The sequence below is a fragment of the Streptomyces sp. NPDC043685 genome (assembly GCF_056436585.1).
In genome coordinates this window covers 47635-64087 of record NZ_JBWKCH010000015.1, presented here as the reverse complement: position 1 = coordinate 64087, position 16453 = coordinate 47635, and the positions used below count along the sequence as shown (strand labels likewise).

Sequence of the window (16453 nt, the reverse complement as noted above, 5' to 3'; positions counted from 1 at the left end):
TGAGGAGCCCCGCCCGATGGACAGCCGCCGCCCCCCGCTCGCGCCCGAGTGCCCCACCCTGCCGGAGTACGTACGGCACTGGGCCGAGACCACCCCCGAGCGCCGGGCCTTCACCTTCGTCGAGCACCCGGCACCGCACTCGCGCGGTGTGCACCGCACCCTGACCTGGCGGCGCCTGGACGTGCGGGTGCGAGCGCTGGCCGCGCGCCTGGCCGACGAGGCGGATCCCGGGGACCGGGTCGCTCTGCTGTGCCCCCAGGGCACGGAGTACGTGACCGCCTTCCTCGCGGCCCTGGCCGCCGGGCTGGTCGCCGTGCCCCTGTACACGCCGGGGCTGCCCGGCCACGCGGACCGGCTCGCGGGCGTCCTGGCCGACGCGCGGCCCTCGGTCGTGGTGACCACGAGCCGGGTCCGCGAGGAGGTGCGCGCCTTCCTCGGGCCCGGCGGGCCGGGGATCGTCGTCGCGGACGAGGTGCCCGACGACGCGGGCCGGCAGTGGCAGCCGGTCGCCCCGGACCCCGAGGCGCCCGCCTACCTCCAGTACACCTCGGGTTCGACCCGTGCCCCGGCCGGCGTGGACATCGGTCACGGCAACGTCGTCGCCAACGCCCGTCAGGCACTGGCCGCCTACGGCCTGGACACCCGCCCGATGACCAGCGTGGGCTGGCTGCCGCTGTACCACGACATGGGGCTGGTGCTCAGCGTCGCGGCCCCGGTGGTGCGCGGGGAGCCGTCGGTGCTGATGGACCCGGCTGCCTTCCTGCACGAGCCGGTGCGCTGGCTGCGGCTGCTCGCCGCGCACCCGAACGCCGTGAGTGCCGCGCCCAACTTCGCCTACGACTACTGCGTCGCGACCGTCACCGCCGACCAGAAGGAAGGGCTGCGGCTGGACAAGGTGACCGCGCTGATCAACGGCAGCGAACCGGTCCGCCCGGGCACGGCCGACCGTTTCCACGCGGCCTTCGCGGGCCAGGGCCTGGCGCCCGGGACGCACTGCCCGTCGTACGGGCTGGCCGAGGCCACGGTGTTCGTGTGCGCGGCCCGGCCGGGTGAGCCGCTGAGCAGGTTCGCGCTCGACCGTGACGCCCTCGCGGCCGGGAAGGCCCTGCCGGCCCGGCCCGACGATCCCCGGGCGGTGCTGCTGGCGGGCTGCGGCACCCCGGCGGGCCAGCGGGTGCGGATCGCGGACCCGCTGGCGCGGGTGCCGCTGCCGGAGGGCGTGGTCGGGGAGATCTGGGTGCAGGGCCCGAACGTGGGCCGCGGCTACTGGAACCGCGACGCGCGGGAGGTCTTCGGCGCGGAGTTCGCGGACGCCGCGGCCGGACCGGGCCGCTGGCTGCGCACGGGCGATCTGGGGACGGTGCTGGAGGGTCAGCTGGTCGTCACGGGGCGGCTGAAGGACCTGATCATCGTCGACGGGCGCAACCACTATCCGCAGGACGTCGAGGCGACCGCGCAGGAGGCACACGAGGCGGTGCGCCGGGACCGGCTCGCCGCTTTCGCCGTGCCGGGGGGCGCCGGTGGTGAGCGTGCGGTCGTGGTGGCGGAGCACGCGCGGACCGTGCGGCTCGCCGAGCTGGACGTGGCGGCCGTGGTGCGTGCCGTGCGCGGTGCGGTGTCCGCCCGGCACGGGCTGCGGCTGGCCGACGTCGTCGTCATGCCGCCGGGCACGGTCCCACGGACCTCCAGCGGCAAGGTGTCGCGGGCGCTGACCCGCACCCGGTACCTGGAGGGCGCCTACGGCGGGCAGGACCGGGCGGGTGCCGCGGGATGAGGCCCGCCGACGAGACCGGGCTGCGCCGGCTGATCGCCGAGCGAGTGGCCGTCTGGACCGGCACGTCCCCGCGGGACGTGCCGATGGACCGGCCGCTCGCGGACCTCGGCATGGCCTCGCGCGACGCCGTCGCCCTGGCCGGTGAGCTGTCCCGCGCCACGGGTCGCGAGCTGCCGGCGACGCTGCTGTGGGAGGCGCCCACCGGGCAGGCCCTGGTGGAGCGGCTGTGCGACCCGGGGGTGCGGGGAGAAGCGGAGGCACCGGCGCCGAGTGGCGCGGCGCCGAGTGGCGCGGCGCCGGGCGGCGCGGCGGCGGGCGAGCCGGTCGCGGTCATCGGGGTCGGCTGCCGTCTTCCCGGCGCGGTGCACGGCCCGGAGGACTACTGGCGGCTGCTCAGCGACGGCGTCGACGCGATCCGGCGCGTCCCGGAGGACCGCTGGCGCGACTTCACCGCGTTCCCGCCCGCCGACGCGCATCCCTACGGCGGTTACCTCGACGACATCGCCGGGTTCGACGCGGAGTTCTTCCGCGTCACCCCGCGCGAGGCCGCGGTGATGGACCCCCAGCAGCGGATCCTGCTGGAGGTCGTCCACGAGGCGCTCGACCACGCCGCCGTGCCGGCCGGGTCCCTGGCGGGCACGGCCACCGGCGTCTTCGTGGGCATCTCGGCCCCGGAGTACGGGCAGCTCACGGGCGCCGACCCGGCCGCCGTCGACCCCTGGGCGCCGGCCGGGGGCGCGCTCGCCGTGGCCGCCGGGCGGCTCTCCTATGTCATGGACACCCGGGGGCCGAGCCTGGCCGTCGACACGGCCTGCTCGTCCTCGCTGGTCGCCGTGCACCACGCCTGCGTCAGCCTGCGCTCGGGCGAGAGCGACACGGCGATCGCCGCCGGCGTCAACCTGCTGCTGTCGCCGGCCGTCACGGTCGCCTTCCGCCGGGCGGGCGCCCTCGCCCCGGACGGGCGCTGCAAGCCGTTCTCGGCGCGGGCGGACGGCATCGGGCGCGGTGAGGGCTGCGCCGCCGTGATCCTGAAGCGGCTGTCCGACGCGGAGCGGGACGGCGACCGGGTGCTGGCGGTCGTCCGGGCCACCGCCGTCAACTCCGACGGCCGCTCGAACGGTCTGATGGCACCCAACCCGGCCGCCCAGCGGGCGCTGCTGGAGCGGGCGTACGCGCAGGCCGGGGTGGCCGCGGAGCAGGTCGACTACGTGGAGGCCCACGGCACCGGCACTCCGCTCGGCGACCCGATCGAGGCGGGTGCGCTCGGCGCGGTGCTCGGCGCCGGCCGGGACCCCGACCAGCCGCTGCTGCTGGGCTCCGCAAAGGGCAACCTCGGCCATCTGGAGTCCGCGGCGGGCGTCGCCGGCCTGGTGAAGACCGTGCTGGCCCTGCACCACGACGGCATCCCCGCGTCCCTGCACTGCGAGGGGGGCAGTTCCCTCACCGACGCCCGGCTGCGGGTGGTGACCGAGCCGGAGCCCTGGCCCCGCTACGGCGGCACGGCCGTCGCGGGCGTCTCCGGGTTCGGGTTCGGTGGCACCAACGCCCATGTGGTGCTGGAGGAAGGGCCGCCCGGCCTTGTTCCGGCACGGCCGGCGGAGGATCCGGCGGCGCGGGTCCATCTGCTCAGCGACCTCGGCACCGAGCGTCTGCGCGACACGGCGGGCAGGCTCGCCGCCCGACTGCGGGACAGCGCGGCGCACCCCGCCGACGTGGCCCGGACCCTGGCCGGACGCACGGGCCGGGGTCCGGTGCGTGCCGCCGTGGTCGCCCGCGATCGCGCCGAACTGGCCGACGCGCTGGACGCCTTTGCGGCGGGGCGCGCCGACGCCCGGGTGACGACGGGGGACCGTGATCGTGTGGGGCCCGGCCCGGTGTGGGTCTTCTCGGGCTACGGCAGCCAGTGGCCCGGCATGGGGCGCCGGCTGCTGGCCGAGGAACCCGCGTTCGCCGCAGCCGTCGAGAAACTGGACCCGCGGCTCGCCCCGGAGTGCGGCCTGTCGCTCTACGACCGGCTGTCCTCGGGTGAGGGCCTGGACCGTCTGGAGGTCGCCCAACCGGTGCTGTTCGGCCTTCAGTTGGCGCTCGCCGAGCTCTGGCGGTCGCACGGGGTGGAGCCCGCCGCCGTGATCGGCCACTCCATGGGCGAGGTGGCGGCGGCGGTGTGCGCGGGCGCGCTGGAGGTCGAGGAGGGAGCGCGGGTCATCGCGGTGCGGGCCCGGCTGCTGAGTGGCCTGCGCGGTGGCGCGATGGCCGTGGTGGACCTGGACGACACCGAACTGGACACGCTGGAGCGGGACTTCCCGGACGTCCATGTCGCCGTGCACTCCTCCCCGCGCCAGAAGGTCGTCACCGGTGAGGAGGCGGCGGTGGCGCGGCTCGTGCGCCTGCTGGAGGGACGGGGCCGGGCGGCCAGGGTCATGCGGGTCGTGGGAGCCGGGCATTCGCCGCAGGTGGACGGGCTGTTGCCGGAGCTGGTGGAGGGGCTGTCGGGCGTCCGGGGGCGGCGGCCGCGCGTCCCGGTGCACTCCACGGTCCTGGACGACCCGCGCGGCGACTGTCTCTTCGACGCCGCGCACTGGGCCGCCAACCTGCGGCGGCCCGTGCGGCTGGACCGGGCGCTGGCCTCGGCCGCGTCCGCCGGCCACACGGCCTTCGTCGAGATCTCGCCTCATCCGGTGCTGACCGGGGCCGTCGCCGACACCGTCCCCGGCGCCCTCGCGCTGGCCACCCTGCGCCGGGACGCCGACGGCTCGGAGGCCTTCGCCGGGCAGCTGGCGGCCCTCTACGCGGCCGGACAGCGGCTGCCCGTGCCGCCGGGACGGGTCGTCGACCTGCCGCTGCCCCGGTGGCGGCACGTGCGGCACTGGTGGACGGACGGCCCGGCGCACCACACCGAGCCGGTGCGGGACGAACCGTCCGGCCACCTGCCGGAGGCCTCCTCGGTCCTGGCCCGCCTGATCCACCACACGGCCGCCGTCACCGGCCACTCCCCCGCCCGTGTCACCCCGGGCACCGCGTGGGCCGACCTGGGGCTCGACTCGCTGATGGCCGTGCGGATCCGCACGGCGGTGGAGCGTGAGTTCGGCGTCGAAGTGCCCCTGCGCGAGCTGTTCGCCGCCGTCACGGTCGAGGACGCCGCCGCCCGCGTCGAGCGCGCCCTCCCTCGCGACGACACCCCGGTGCGGCCCCTGCGCCCCGGCGGTGCGCGGCCCCCGCTGTTCCTCGTCCACGCCGCCGGAGGCACGGTCGACGTCTACCGGAGGCTCGCCGAACGCCTCGGCGACGACCAGCCGGTGTACGGACTGGAGCGGATCGAGGAAGCCCGGACCGTGCCCGAGAAGGCGCGGCGCTACGCCGAGGCGATCGGCGCCGCCCACCCCGACGGGCCCTGTGTGCTGGGTGGCTGGTCCTTCGGGGGCTTCGTCGCCCAGGAGACCGCGCGGCGACTGACCGCCGCCGGGCGGGAGGTGCGGCTGGTCGTGCTCATCGACTCCGTGCGGCCCCTCCCCCAGCCGGGTTCGACCCGTGCCGACCGGACCCGGGCGCACTTCGAGGGCTTCGCCCGTCACGTCGCCGACACCTACGGCGTGCGCCTGGAGCTGCCGTACGACGAGCTCGTGGCGGTCGACGACGACGCGGCCCGGATCGACACCGTGCTGCGGGCGCTGCGGGAGGCCGCCGACGTTCCGGCCGCCGCGCTGGAGCACCAGCGGGCCTCCTACCTGGACATGGGCATCGGCGAGGCGCACCGGCCCGGGCGCTACGACGGACCGGCCGTGCTCTACCGGGCCACCGACCCCGCGCCGCACACCGTGCGCGACCCGGCGTACGAGCGGGACGACGCGGCGCTGGGCTGGGACGAGGTGTGCCCCGGCCTGGAGGTGGTGCCGGTGGCCGGTCACCACCTCTCCCTGCTCGACCCGCCGCACGTCGACGCGATCGCCGCCCATCTGAGCCGCCTGCTCGCCGAGCCGGCCCCCTGACCAGGAACCCGAGGAGCCGTCATGCCCCACCTGCTGCACAAGCCCGCTGCCGGAGTGTCCCGCCGTACCGTCGCCAGAGCGACGGCCGCCGCCGGGCTCGCCGCCCTCTTCGGGGCAACGGCCGGCACGGCCCCCGCGCGGGCGGCCGGCCGAACGGGGGCGCGCACGCTGGACGTGTCCGTGCCCTCCGCCGCGCTCGGCAGGAGCGCGCCGGTCCGCCTGATCCTGCCGTCGGACTTCGGTACGCGCCCGGAGAAGAGGTACCCCGTGCTGTACCTGCTGCACGGCGCCCACGACGACTACACGTCCTGGACCCGCGAGACGGACATCGAGGCGTTCACCGCGGGCCGGGACCTGATCGTGGCGATGCCGGACGCGGGCCCCACCGGCATACCGAGCGTCTGGCGCGGCGGCCCCGACTACGAGACGTTCCAGGTGAAGGAGGTGCCGGCGCTGCTCGCCCGGGACTACCGTGCCTCCGGTGTACGGGCGGTCGCGGGGGTGTCCACCGGCGGTTACGGGGCCATGGCCCACGCGGCCCGCCACCCCGGGGCGTTCAGGGCGGCGGCCTCCTACAGCGGCGTTCTGGACACCACGGCCCCCGGTGTTCCCGCCATCATGGACGCGATCGTGGCGCGCGAGAACCTGCCGGCCGCGTCCCTGTGGGGAAACCCGCTGCTCAACCTGCTGACCTGGCGGGAGTTCAATCCGCGCGCCCGCGCCGGCGGGTTGCGCGGGACCGCGCTGTACGTGTCGCAGGGCAGCGGGGTGGGCGGTGGCGGCGATCCGCTGCCCGGGATCCTGGAGAGCGCCCTGTGGCCCTCGGCCCAGGGTTTCGCCCGCACGCTGGCTCTCATGGGCATCCCCGCCACCACGCACTTCTACGGGGGTGGCGGGCACGACTGGACGCACTGGAAGCCGGAGTTCACCGCCTCGTGGCCTGTCCTCGCCCGTGCGCTGGGCGTGCCCGAGTGACGGAGGGGTCGTCGGGGCACGGAACGGAGCGGAGGGGTCGTCCGTCCCACACAGGACTACCCACTCGTCCCACAGGCATCAGCCCGCGGGTGAGCCGCTTCCGGTCGAAAGGAGTGTCCGTGATGGCTGTGCCCACTCCGCGCGGCGTGCCGGACCACCCCGTAGCACCCCAACCTCCGCCCGAGTTGGCGGAGTTGTTGCGCGCCAATCTGGCCGGCGTCGCCGACGAGGTGGAGGAGGAGGTCCGCCGGCAGGTCCCCGAGTACGCGCGGCCCGCCGACGGGACCTACCGCCAGAACCTGCGGTCGGGGGTGGTGCAGGCGCTCACCCTGTTCGTCGACCACATCGCCGATCCGCGCGACGACGGGGGCGCGATCGCGGCGACGTACTACGAACTCGGGCGGGGCGAGGCGCTGGAGGGCCGCAGCCTGGACGCCCTGCAGTCCGCCCTGCGGGTCGGCGGGCTGTGCGCCTGGCGGCAGATGGGCCGTACGGCCGAGGAGCTCGGGCTGGACTCCACCGTCGTGGCCGCGCTGGGAGAGCTGGCGTTCCGGACCGTCCACGAGGTGGCACAGGCGGCCGCTTCCGGGTACGCGGAGGCACAGCTGCGCAGCTCCGACGAGTTGGAGCGCCGCCGCAAACGCCTGCTCGACCTGCTCCTCGAGGACGGTCCGGTGGCGCCGGAGGCCGTGCAGGACCTGGCGCACGGCGCACGCTGGCCGGTGCCCCGGACGGTCGCGGTCGTGGCACTCGCCGCGGCGCCGGACCGGCGGGAGGAGGACCGGCCGCTTGCGGCGGCGGGCGCGCTGGTGGACATGGGGTCCCGTCCCCCGCGCATGCTGGTGCCGGATCCGGACGGCCCCGGGGGCATCGGCGGCCGGGCGTTCACGCTCGCGCTGCGCGGCCGGCCCGCCGCGATCGGCCCGACGGTCGCGGTCACCGAAGCGGCGCAGTCGTTGCGCCTGGCCAGCCGGGCGCTGGGGCTGATGGGCCGTGGGGTGCTCCCCCGCCAGGGCGTGGTGCGCTGCTCCGAGCATCTGTCGACGCTGCTGCTGTACGGCGACGAACCACTGCTGGAACGGCTTCAGGCACGGGTCCTCGCGCCCCTCGACACGGTCTCGGCCGGGCAGCGCGACCGGCTCGCCGAGACCCTGCTGGCGTGGTTGCTCAGCGGCAGCAACGTGCCGGACGTCGCCGTACGCCTGCACATCCACCCGCAGACGGTCCGCTACCGCCTGCGGCAACTGGAGAAGCTCTTCGGTGACGGCCTGCACGACCCGGCGACGCGCCTGGACCTCATTCTGGCGTTGCGCGCGGAATCCTTGCGCCCACCGCGGAACTGACGTCCTGCATTCAGGCCGGCCACTCAATCGGCGACAAAAACCCGTGACGTTTCCATAATCCCGTCCATAACAGCGGGCCGGAGAAAGCGAATACGTTCGGGGCGTCCTTTTCCGAAGGCGCTCGATGCGCCTGTCACGCGGAGGATCCCCCATGCGTATCCGTATGTGCCTCGCGGCGCTCTCGCTGGCCGGCGGCGCCGGGCTCGCCACCGTCTCGGCTGCCCCGGCCTCGGCCGCGGCCTGCTCGGACGTCGAGGTCGTCGCCGCCCGCGGCACCTTCGAGCCGGGCACGCTCGGCTTCATCGTCGGCGATCCGGTGTTTTCCGCGCTGCAGAAGAAAGCAGCGGGAAAGAACCTGTCCAGCTACAAGGTGAACTACCCCGCCGACCTCTCCCCCACATCCGCGGCGCAGGGCAATCTCGACCTGGTGAATCATGTGAAGAGCCAGGCCGCCGCCTGTCCGAATCAGAAGTTCGTCCTCGTCGGCTATTCGCAGGGCGCGAACGTCGTCGACAACTCGATCGGCATCAGCAGCGCGGGCGCGGTGGTCGGCAGCCCCATCGTCGCCACGCTGCCCGCGGCGGTCGAGCCGAAGGTCGCCGCGGTGCTGCTGTTCGGCAACCCGATCCGGGCGCTCGGCAAGAGCGTCACCGGCACGTACCAGGGCCGCACCCTCGACCTGTGCGCCAAGGGCGACCCCGTCTGCGAGAACGGCGGAGGCGACGTCGGGGCGCACCTGGGCTACCGGGACGACGCCGAGGAGGCGGCCGCGTTCGCCGCGGGCAGACTCTGAGCTCCGCGGTACACGAGAAGGGGCACGGGAGGAGTTCCTCCCGGGCCCCTTCTCGTGCGTAGGGGCAGGGACTAGCGCGGTGCGCGTGCGAAACCGGCGAGGCTGGTGGAGACGGGCTCGGGCCGGCCGTCGTTCTGCGCGATCGCGGCGGTCAGGACGTCGAGGTGCTGGTAGCCGTCGGCGACCACCGGGTGCAGGTCGGCGGGGACCCGGCCGGCCAGCAGCCCCTCACCGGCGAGCACGGTGAGCACCGGGTTGGCCTCAATCCCCTCGGGGTGGACGACGAGCTTCTTCACCTGCGGCGAGGTGGCCAGCTGGATGTCCGTGACGAGCTTGGTCGGGAAGTACTGCTCGGTGAAGTCCAGCGGCTGCTCGGCGAGACTGCGGGCCAGTTGCCGCACATCGGTGACCTCCTCGCCGGCGCCCGTGAACGGGGTGCCGTCGGCCGACCGGTGGCCGGGGTCGTCCGGATCGCCGACGCGGTCGTAGTTGCGCCAGGTGTAGAGCGGCCCCTGCGGCTTGCCGGGGATGGCCTTGTACGCGGTGCCGTACAGCCCGGCCTGCTGGTCACCGCCGTTGGCGACGGGGAAGGTCTTGTCGACGACGGGCCCGCCGTCGAAGAAGCCGACGCTGGTCTGGAGGAACGCCAGCGGTACGGAGTTGTCGTCGAGCAACGCCCCGAGCACCGCCCCGTTGGTGAGCCGGAAGTCCTTCACCGAGGGTGTGCCCGTGAGGAAGGCGGCGGTGTCCTTGGAGAACAGGAAGCGGTTGGTGGCCTCGATGTTGAGGCTCCTGGGCAGGTAACGGGGCAGGTCGGCCTCGCCCTCCAGGTCGTTGAGGGCGCCCAGGCCCGCGATGCCGAGCAGGGTCATGGTCTCGGGGTTGAGCAGCACCGGCGCGGACAGCGTGCGGGGCAGTACCCCGCTGTCGAGCCCGGCCTGCACGACGCCGTACCCGAGGCCGATGTCGGGGAGGTTGGTGTCGTCGGGAATGCTGCCGCTGAGGTCGGCCAGCGAGGTGGAGACGGTGGTGTCGAGGGCGAAGTAGCCGGCGCACTGGTTGTATCCGGCGTCCGCGGTGGTGGCGCGGTTCCCGTCGAAGTCGGCGGTGGCGAAGTAGCCGGTGATGACACCGCCCAGCGAGTGCCCGCCGCACAGCACCTTCCGCTTGCGCTGGGCCTGGGAGGGCAGCTCGGCGGTGAGCAGGTCGTACTGGTCGCGTACGGTCTGCTCGATCCCGAGCTCGGCCATCCAGCCCAGTTGTCCGTTGCCGACGAACCCGTCGAACGTCCGGCCGCCGACCGGCTTGCCTCGGTAGTAGTAGTCGACCGCCGCGTGCTGGTCGCCGGAGGCGATGCCGGTGCGGTCCTCCAGGCAGTTGGAACGCCTGTCCAGGGCCCAGAACTCGATGTGCCGTCCTTGCTCGGCGGCCTTCGCGACGGTGTTGCGGGCGACGCTGTCGAAGGCGCCCGCTCCCTCCAGGATGCCGGGCTGGGCGATGAGGATCCGGTCCGCGTCGGCGGACGCCGCCGGCCCGTCGGCGGAGCGGTAGCGCAGGTACGACAGCCAGTCGCACGCCGCCGGACGGGCCCCGGCCGACTCCGGCAGCGGCACCTTCACCCGCACCACCGATTCCTTCACCGCGGTCACCGGGGAGGTCGATCTCACCGGTGTCTCGGTGCGGGCCGTGTCGGCCCGGGCACCCGGGGCGGCGGCCGTCAGTGTCCCGGTGGTCAGCAGCACCGCCAGCACGGCACCGCCCCACTTCCCTCTGCACATGCGGTTCATGTCCATGCCACGGACGCTAGGGCGGTGGCACGGCCGTTCTCAGGCGGTGCTGATGAGAACTCAGCTTCCGCCTCGCGCCTTGTCACCGGCGCACAGCGGCCCCGGCGCCCGCGCCCGGCACGGGTCCGTACCGCTTCTGGACGCCACCGAGCTGCGAACCGGCCGTTTCGGGAGCATGGTGGGGCTATGGACGGTCAACCCCCTGTGGTCGTGCAGCCGCCCGCGACGGACGGCGGACGGCTGGTGACCATCCGCGGCGAGCGCATGGGCGTCGCCTACAGCCTCTTCGACGTACTGGACCTGCTGCACCGCGAGGGCCTGCCCACCACCGACACGGCCGTCGACGACACCGAGCTGATCGAGTGGCAGGGCGGCGGCCCCTACGACTGGAACAACGGGGCGTCCGAGGAGGCATGAGCCCCGGCGCCCCGACCCCGGCGCATCCAGCCTCGCGACGGGTTGCCCCACGGTGAACCGACGACCCGGCCCGCCCCCGGGTGCCGGCCCCGCCGTACTCCCCCGGCCGGTGCTCGACCTGAGTACCACCCGGGCACGGACCGGTCGCGGCTCTCCCCAGGGCCCTGCTCCGCCCCGTGCGCGCCCCGCTCGGCGCGCCGACGCCGGTGCTCGGCGATACGCTGCGCGGAAACCCACCTTTGCCCCTTTCTGGGAGGTTTTCATGGCCTCGCGTCTCAACCCGTACCTCACCTTCAACGGCGACGCCCGGCAGGCGATGGAGTTCTACAAGGAGGTCTTCGGCGGCACACTCGACCTCAACAGCTACGGAGACTTCGGGCAGGCGGACGCCCCGAACGCCGACAAGATCATGCACGGCATGCTGGAGACCCCTGCCGGCTTCACCCTGATGGGCGCCGACAACCCGCCGGGCACGGAGCCGGAGCAGGGTGGCTCCTACTCCGTCAGCCTGAGCGGCGACGACGACGCCGAGCTGCGCGGCTACTGGGAGAAGCTGTCCGAGGGCGGCTCGGTGTCGGTGCCGTTGGAGAAGCAGATGTGGGGTGACGTGTTCGGCATGTGCACGGACCGCTTCGGCGTCCCGTGGATGGTCAACATCAGCTCGGAGAGCTGAACGCCGAGCCCGGCACCCCGGACCGTCCGCCCGAGGCCGCTCGCACACACGGTTCACCGCCGGCGTGTACGGGCGGCCTCGTTTTGTCGGTACGTCCTGACAAAGTGGTTGACATCCCTCGTGGACAGCCGCACCGCCGCCAAGCCGAACGCGATGAAGGGCGTGGTGGCGAAGGCCGAAGCGGCCGGCATCCCCCTCGCCGGCTTCAACTCCGGCCTGGACGACTGGAAGAGACTCGGCATGCTCGAGTACGTCGGCCACGACGAGAACATCGCGGGCCAGGCGTCCGGCGAGCGCCTCGGGCGGCCGGGCGCCGAGCACGCCGTCTTTGTCGTCCCTGGCCGCCTGAGCCGCCCCGCCCGGGCGTACGTCAGGAACTGGTGAGGACCACGAGTTCCTGCGTGGCCCGGGTCATCGCCACATAGCGGTCGACTGCGCCCTGGACGCCGTCGCCGAAGTCCTCCGGGTCGACAAGTACGACCAGGTCGAACTCCAGCCCCTTCGACAGCTCCGGCGTCAGCGCGCGCACGCGGGGCGACGCCGACCGGAACGCGGGGTCGCCGATGACACAGGCGATCCCGTCGGCGTGTTCGGCCGCCCACCGGTCCAGGACGGAGTGCAGCTCCGACCTGGAGCCGTGCCGGACGGGGACACCGCCGCTGCGGATCGACGTCGGCACGTTGGCGTCCGGCAGCACCGCCTTGATGACCGGCTCGGCCTCCACCATGATCTCCGCGGGTGTCCGGTAGTTGACGGTCAGGGCGGCCGACTCGACGCGGTCCAGACCGACCCGCTCCAGCCGTTCCCGCCACGACTCCGTGAACCCGTGGCGGGCCTGGGCTCGGTCCCCGACGATGGTGAAGCTGCGGGACGGGCAGCGCAGCAGCAGCATCTGCCATTCCGCGTCGGTCAGTTCCTGCGCCTCGTCCACGACGATGTGCGCGAACGGCCCGGCGAGCCGGTCCGGGTCGGCCGTCGGCAGGACGCTCTCGTCGACGAGGGAGTTGCGCATGTCCTGCCCGCGCAGCATGACCAGCACTCCTTCGCCGTCGTCGTGGCTGTGGGCCTCCAGCAGGTTGTCGATGACGTCGGCCATGCCCTCCCGCTGGGCGGCGACGGCGGCCTCCTGACGGCGCCTGCGGCGGGAGGTCCGCGGATCGCCGAGCCGCTGGCGCGCCGCGTCCAGCAGGGGCAGGTCGGACAGCGTCCATGCCTGGGGCTGTGCGCGTTGCAGCCTGCGGACCTCGTCGCGGTCGAGCCAGGGCGCGCACCTGCGCAGGTAGGCGGGGACCGACCAGAGGTCCCCGACGAGGTCGGCCGCTTCTAGCACGGGCCAGGCACGGTTAAAGGCCTCGAACAGCTCCCGGTCCCGGGACAGCGCCGTGCGCAGCGATGTCTCGGACGCCTCGCCCTCGTGCTTGTCCACGAGGATCGTGAGCAGTTCCTCCCACACCTGCTGGCGCGCCTCGTTGTGCGGTGTGCCCGGCTCCGCCGCCTCGAACGCCGTGGCCCAGTCGTCGGGGCTCAGCGGGATGCCGGACCAGTGGGTCGTGACCGTCATCGCCTCGGTGGGTGGCTCCTCGTAGAAGCGGACGGCCTCCTCGATCGCCCGCACCATGTCCGCGGAGGACTTCAGGCGCGCCACCTCCGGGTCGGTCTCGGCCTGCGCGCAGGCGCCTTCGTCCACGAGGTCGCGCAGGATGCAGGTCTGCACGCCCTCCTCGCCGAGGCTGGGCAGGACGTCGGAGACGTAGGACAGGTAGGGCCGGTGCGGGCCCACGAACAGCACACCGCCCCTGCGGTGCTGTGCCAGGCGCGGGTCGGAGTGGAGAAGGTAGGCCGAGCGGTGCAGGGCGACGACGGTCTTGCCGGTGCCGGGGCCGCCGTCGACGACGAGGGCGCCGCGGGAACCGGCGCGGATGATGGCGTCCTGGTCGGCCTGGAGGGTGGCGAGGACGTCCCGCATGCGGGGTGAGCGGTGGGTGCCGAGGCCGGCGATGAAGGCGGACTGGTCGTCGAGCGCGGCGTGCCCTTCCAGTCCGTCGGCGGTGAAGACCTCGTCCCAGTAGTCGCCGACCCGGCCTTCGGTCCAGCGGTACCTGCGGCGGCTGGCCAGGCCCATCGGGTCGGCGTGGGTGGCCCCGAAGAACGGCTCGGCCGCCGGGGAGCGCCAGTCGACCAGGAGCCGGTGCCCTTCGCTGTCGGTGAGGCCGAGCCTTCCCACGTACACGGGCTCGGAGCCGTCGGCGCCGACCATGCGCCCGAGGCACAGGTCGAGTCCGAAGCGGCGCAGGGTGCGCAGCCGGGCGGTCAGCCGGTGGATCTCGGCGTCCCGGTCCATCGCCTGCCGTCCCTTGCCGCCGGGCGCCCTGCGCGCGGCTTCCAGACGGCCCGACAGTTCGGCGATCGACTGTTCCAGGCAGTCGGCGACGGCGGCGAAGTGCTGTTCGTCCCCGGCGATCAGCGCCGGTTCGGCCTTGTGCGCGAGGCGGTCGGGAAGATCGAACGCGCTCGTCGTCGCAGGGGTCACGTCATGCTCCCGTTTCCGCAGGTCCTGGGCCTAGGCCGGACATTGTGCGGGAGCCGGGGGGCCTTGCCGCAAGGCCCCCTGTGGGCTATAACTTGAGAGTGGCAAGGAGAGCGCTCCTTGCCTTTTCTGTTGTCCGCCGGTCGTTTCCGTGTGGCACGCTCTTCGTTCCGGAGGCGTGGAGAGGCGGCGGCATGCGCATAGGACTGCTCGGTACCGGACCCTGGGCCCGGCTGGCCCACGCGCCCGCGTTGAGCGGGCACGGGGAGCTGGACTTCGCGGGGGTGTGGGGCCGTCGCCCCGAGGCGGCGAAGGAACTGGCCGAGCGGTACGGCGTCCGGGCCTACGACGACGTCGACGAGCTGTTCGCCGACGTGGAGGCCGTCGCCGTGGCGCTGCCGCCCGAGGTGCAGGCCTCGCTCGCCGCGCGGGCGGCGCGCGCCGGATGTCACCTGCTGCTCGACAAGCCGCTCGCGCCGACCGTGGAGCAGGGGCGGGCGGTGGTCGAGGCGGCCGGGGAGGCGGGGGTCGCCTCGGTCGTGTTCTTCACGACCCGTTTCCAGCCGGAGCCGGCGGCGTGGATCGCCGCACAGGCGGCGCAGGGAGGCTGGTTCACCGCGCGCGCCGAGTGGCTCGGGGCGGTGTTCACCGGCGACAGCCCCTTCGCGACCCCATGGCGGCGGGAGAAGGGCGCCTTGTGGGACGTCGGCCCGCACGCGCTGTCCGTGCTGCTGCCGGTCCTGGGGGACGTGCGGCGGGTCACCGCGGCGGCGTACGGGCCCGGCGACACGTCCCATCTCGTCCTCGACCACGCCGGTGGCGCGTCGAGCACCCTCACCCTGAGCCTCACGGCGCCGCCCGCCGCCGCGGGTGCCGCCGTGGAGCTGCGGGGCGAGGCCGGCGTCGCGGTGCTGCCGGAGAGTTCCGACGGCGCGGTGCCCGCCCTGACGCGGGCCGCGGACGCGCTGCTCGACGCCGCCCGGACCGGCCGCCCGCACGCCTGTGACGCGGCGTTCGGGCTGCGGGTCACGGAGATCCTCACGGCCGCCCAGGATCTGCTGACCAGCGGATCCTAGGCGGCTGGTGTCCTACACCGGGGTGAAGTCGATCCGTTCCCTCACCACCGGATAGCCGGCCTTGGCGAAGTTGGCCGCCATGGGGAAGTTGCCCCGGTCCGTGGCCGCCGCGATGAACTCCGCCCCCTGCTCGACGAGGAAGTGGGTGCAGTCGGCCAGCAGGTCGTAGGCGTAGCCCTGCCCGCGCTGGTCCGGCAGGACCCCGATGAAGCCGACGCAGGGGCCCGAGGGGTTGTGGGCGGGGATGTGAATGCCGGCCGCCTCGCCCCGCGGGGTGTACGCCACCCGCCACCACTCGCGCGGCGACGGGCACCAGTGGAAGAAGTCGAGTTCCTCCTGCGCCGCCTGGTCGAGTCCGCCCTGCTCGATGGCCTTGAGCGCGTGGCCGTCCAGGGTGACGGAGTGGATGCGGCGCAGCGCGTCGAAGAACACGGCGTCGTCCGGTTCGGCCCGGAAGTCGAGGCGCCCGGGCCGCTCGGGCAGGCCGCGGTCGGGGGTCCAGCGGTACAGCAGGCGCTCGACCAGGAGGTCGTAGCCGGCCTTCCGGGCGGCGGTGAAGCGGGTTTCGGCGGCGGCTCGCAGGGCCGGGTCGTCGCGCCACCCGGCGGGCAGGTTCAGTTCCAGGTCGACCTGCCAGGGGGCGGAGCGCAGCAGCGCGGCGCCCGCTTCCTCCTCGCCTTCGGCCACGTCGAACCAGTTGACGTTGAGGGGCTCGGTGTCGTCGGGGCCGCCCCACCAGGCGCCGCGGGCGACGACACGGCCGTGGCGCAGGGCGACCCGCTTCCAGTCGGGGCGGTGCCGGGTCAGCCGGTGGCCCTCACGGGCGCCCAGCGGGTCGGGCAGGGTGTCGAAGAGATGGGCGTCGCTCGTGTCGAGCGCGCGGATGACCGGATCGGTCATGGGATGTCCTCCGGGACGAGTGCTGTGCGAAGCGCTCCCGGTGGGTCAGCCGAAGCACGCCGGAACAACGGGGAGGGAGCGCGGGAACGGTGTGAACTGCACGGCTCTGCCCTCCTTCCACCGGTCTCGGGCGTGGCGCGCCACACGCTACGGGACCCTCGGTGGACCGTCCATCGCTTTTCCCGCACGGCCCGGCCGCTCC

The 16453-nt window shown here is 74.1% G+C and carries 11 protein-coding genes and 1 pseudogene; 9 read left to right on the top strand and 3 right to left on the bottom strand.

Annotated elements, in window-relative coordinates; genetic code table 11:
- Positions 1–16 precede the first annotated feature (16 nt).
- The 5 genes from AC0665_RS36160 to AC0665_RS36140 all read left to right on the top strand — a co-directional run bounded on the left by AC0665_RS36160 (position 17) and on the right by AC0665_RS36140 (position 8871).
- Complete coding sequence (locus AC0665_RS36160) at positions 17–1774, top strand: fatty acyl-AMP ligase (protein ID WP_478706660.1); 1758 nt, start codon at positions 17–19, stop codon at positions 1772–1774.
- Positions 1771–5760, top strand: a complete 3990-nt coding sequence (locus AC0665_RS36155; protein ID WP_478706659.1) for a beta-ketoacyl synthase N-terminal-like domain-containing protein — start codon at positions 1771–1773, stop codon at positions 5758–5760. Before AC0665_RS36160 ends, AC0665_RS36155 begins: the two co-directional genes overlap by 4 nt.
- Positions 5761–5781: 21 nt before the next feature.
- On the top strand, positions 5782–6735 hold the full coding sequence (locus AC0665_RS36150) for an alpha/beta hydrolase (protein WP_478706658.1): 954 nt from the start codon (positions 5782–5784) through the stop codon (positions 6733–6735).
- A gap of 122 nt (positions 6736–6857) precedes the next feature.
- Complete coding sequence (locus AC0665_RS36145) at positions 6858–8078, top strand: PucR family transcriptional regulator (protein ID WP_478706657.1); 1221 nt, start codon at positions 6858–6860, stop codon at positions 8076–8078.
- Between the two features lie 151 nt (positions 8079–8229).
- Positions 8230–8871: a cutinase family protein gene (locus AC0665_RS36140; RefSeq protein ID WP_468412725.1), complete on the top strand. Its 642-nt coding sequence runs from the start codon at positions 8230–8232 to the stop codon at positions 8869–8871.
- 71 nt (positions 8872–8942) lie between these two features.
- Here the strand turns inward: AC0665_RS36140 and AC0665_RS36135 are convergent, their stop codons facing one another.
- On the bottom strand, positions 8943–10664 hold the full coding sequence (locus tag AC0665_RS36135) for a hypothetical protein (RefSeq protein WP_478706656.1): 1722 nt from the start codon (positions 10662–10664) through the stop codon (positions 8943–8945).
- A 180-nt stretch (positions 10665–10844) separates the two neighbouring features.
- On the opposite strand from AC0665_RS36135, the gene AC0665_RS36130 reads away from it, so the two are divergent.
- From AC0665_RS36130 to AC0665_RS36120, 3 genes and pseudogenes are all read left to right on the top strand, one after another.
- On the top strand, positions 10845–11075 hold the full coding sequence (locus AC0665_RS36130) for a hypothetical protein (protein WP_363122374.1): 231 nt from the start codon (positions 10845–10847) through the stop codon (positions 11073–11075).
- Positions 11076–11337: 262 nt separating this feature from the next.
- Complete coding sequence (locus AC0665_RS36125) at positions 11338–11748, top strand: VOC family protein (RefSeq protein WP_366053800.1); 411 nt, start codon at positions 11338–11340, stop codon at positions 11746–11748.
- Positions 11749–11880: 132 nt separating this feature from the next.
- Positions 11881–12111, top strand: a pseudogene (locus AC0665_RS36120) (sugar ABC transporter substrate-binding protein); the annotation flags it as partial.
- A 7-nt stretch (positions 12112–12118) separates the two neighbouring features.
- Here the strand turns inward: AC0665_RS36120 and helR are convergent.
- A complete protein-coding gene (gene helR, locus AC0665_RS36115) occupies positions 12119–14278 on the bottom strand; it encodes an RNA polymerase recycling motor ATPase HelR (protein ID WP_478706655.1) in 2160 nt (719 codons plus the stop codon).
- Positions 14279–14469: 191 nt separating this feature from the next.
- Here helR and AC0665_RS36110 point away from each other — a divergent pair, with 191 nt between their 5' ends.
- A complete protein-coding gene (locus tag AC0665_RS36110) occupies positions 14470–15351 on the top strand; it encodes a Gfo/Idh/MocA family protein (protein ID WP_478611107.1) in 882 nt (293 codons plus the stop codon).
- Between the two features lie 12 nt (positions 15352–15363).
- Here AC0665_RS36110 and AC0665_RS36105 read toward each other — a convergent pair whose 3' ends face one another.
- Positions 15364–16251, bottom strand: coding sequence for a GNAT family N-acetyltransferase (locus AC0665_RS36105; protein ID WP_478706654.1), 888 nt, complete (start codon positions 16249–16251; stop codon positions 15364–15366).
- Between the last annotated feature and the right edge of the window lie 202 nt (positions 16252–16453).

Bases quoted from the DNA above. Each gene is read 5' to 3' on its own strand.
- AC0665_RS36160 (WP_478706660.1), top strand. From the start codon at position 17: ATGGACAGCCGCCGCCCCCCGCTCGCGCCCGAGTGCCCCACCCTGCCG.
- AC0665_RS36155 (WP_478706659.1), top strand. From the start codon at position 1,771: ATGAGGCCCGCCGACGAGACCGGGCTGCGCCGGCTGATCGCCGAGCGA.
- AC0665_RS36150 (WP_478706658.1), top strand. From the start codon at position 5,782: ATGCCCCACCTGCTGCACAAGCCCGCTGCCGGAGTGTCCCGCCGTACC.
- AC0665_RS36145 (WP_478706657.1), top strand. From the start codon at position 6,858: ATGGCTGTGCCCACTCCGCGCGGCGTGCCGGACCACCCCGTAGCACCC.
- AC0665_RS36140 (WP_468412725.1), top strand. From the start codon at position 8,230: ATGCGTATCCGTATGTGCCTCGCGGCGCTCTCGCTGGCCGGCGGCGCC.
- AC0665_RS36135 (WP_478706656.1), bottom strand. From the start codon at position 10,664: ATGGACATGAACCGCATGTGCAGAGGGAAGTGGGGCGGTGCCGTGCTG.
- AC0665_RS36130 (WP_363122374.1), top strand. From the start codon at position 10,845: ATGGACGGTCAACCCCCTGTGGTCGTGCAGCCGCCCGCGACGGACGGC.
- AC0665_RS36125 (WP_366053800.1), top strand. From the start codon at position 11,338: ATGGCCTCGCGTCTCAACCCGTACCTCACCTTCAACGGCGACGCCCGG.
- AC0665_RS36110 (WP_478611107.1), top strand. From the start codon at position 14,470: ATGCGCATAGGACTGCTCGGTACCGGACCCTGGGCCCGGCTGGCCCAC.
- AC0665_RS36105 (WP_478706654.1), bottom strand. From the start codon at position 16,251: ATGACCGATCCGGTCATCCGCGCGCTCGACACGAGCGACGCCCATCTC.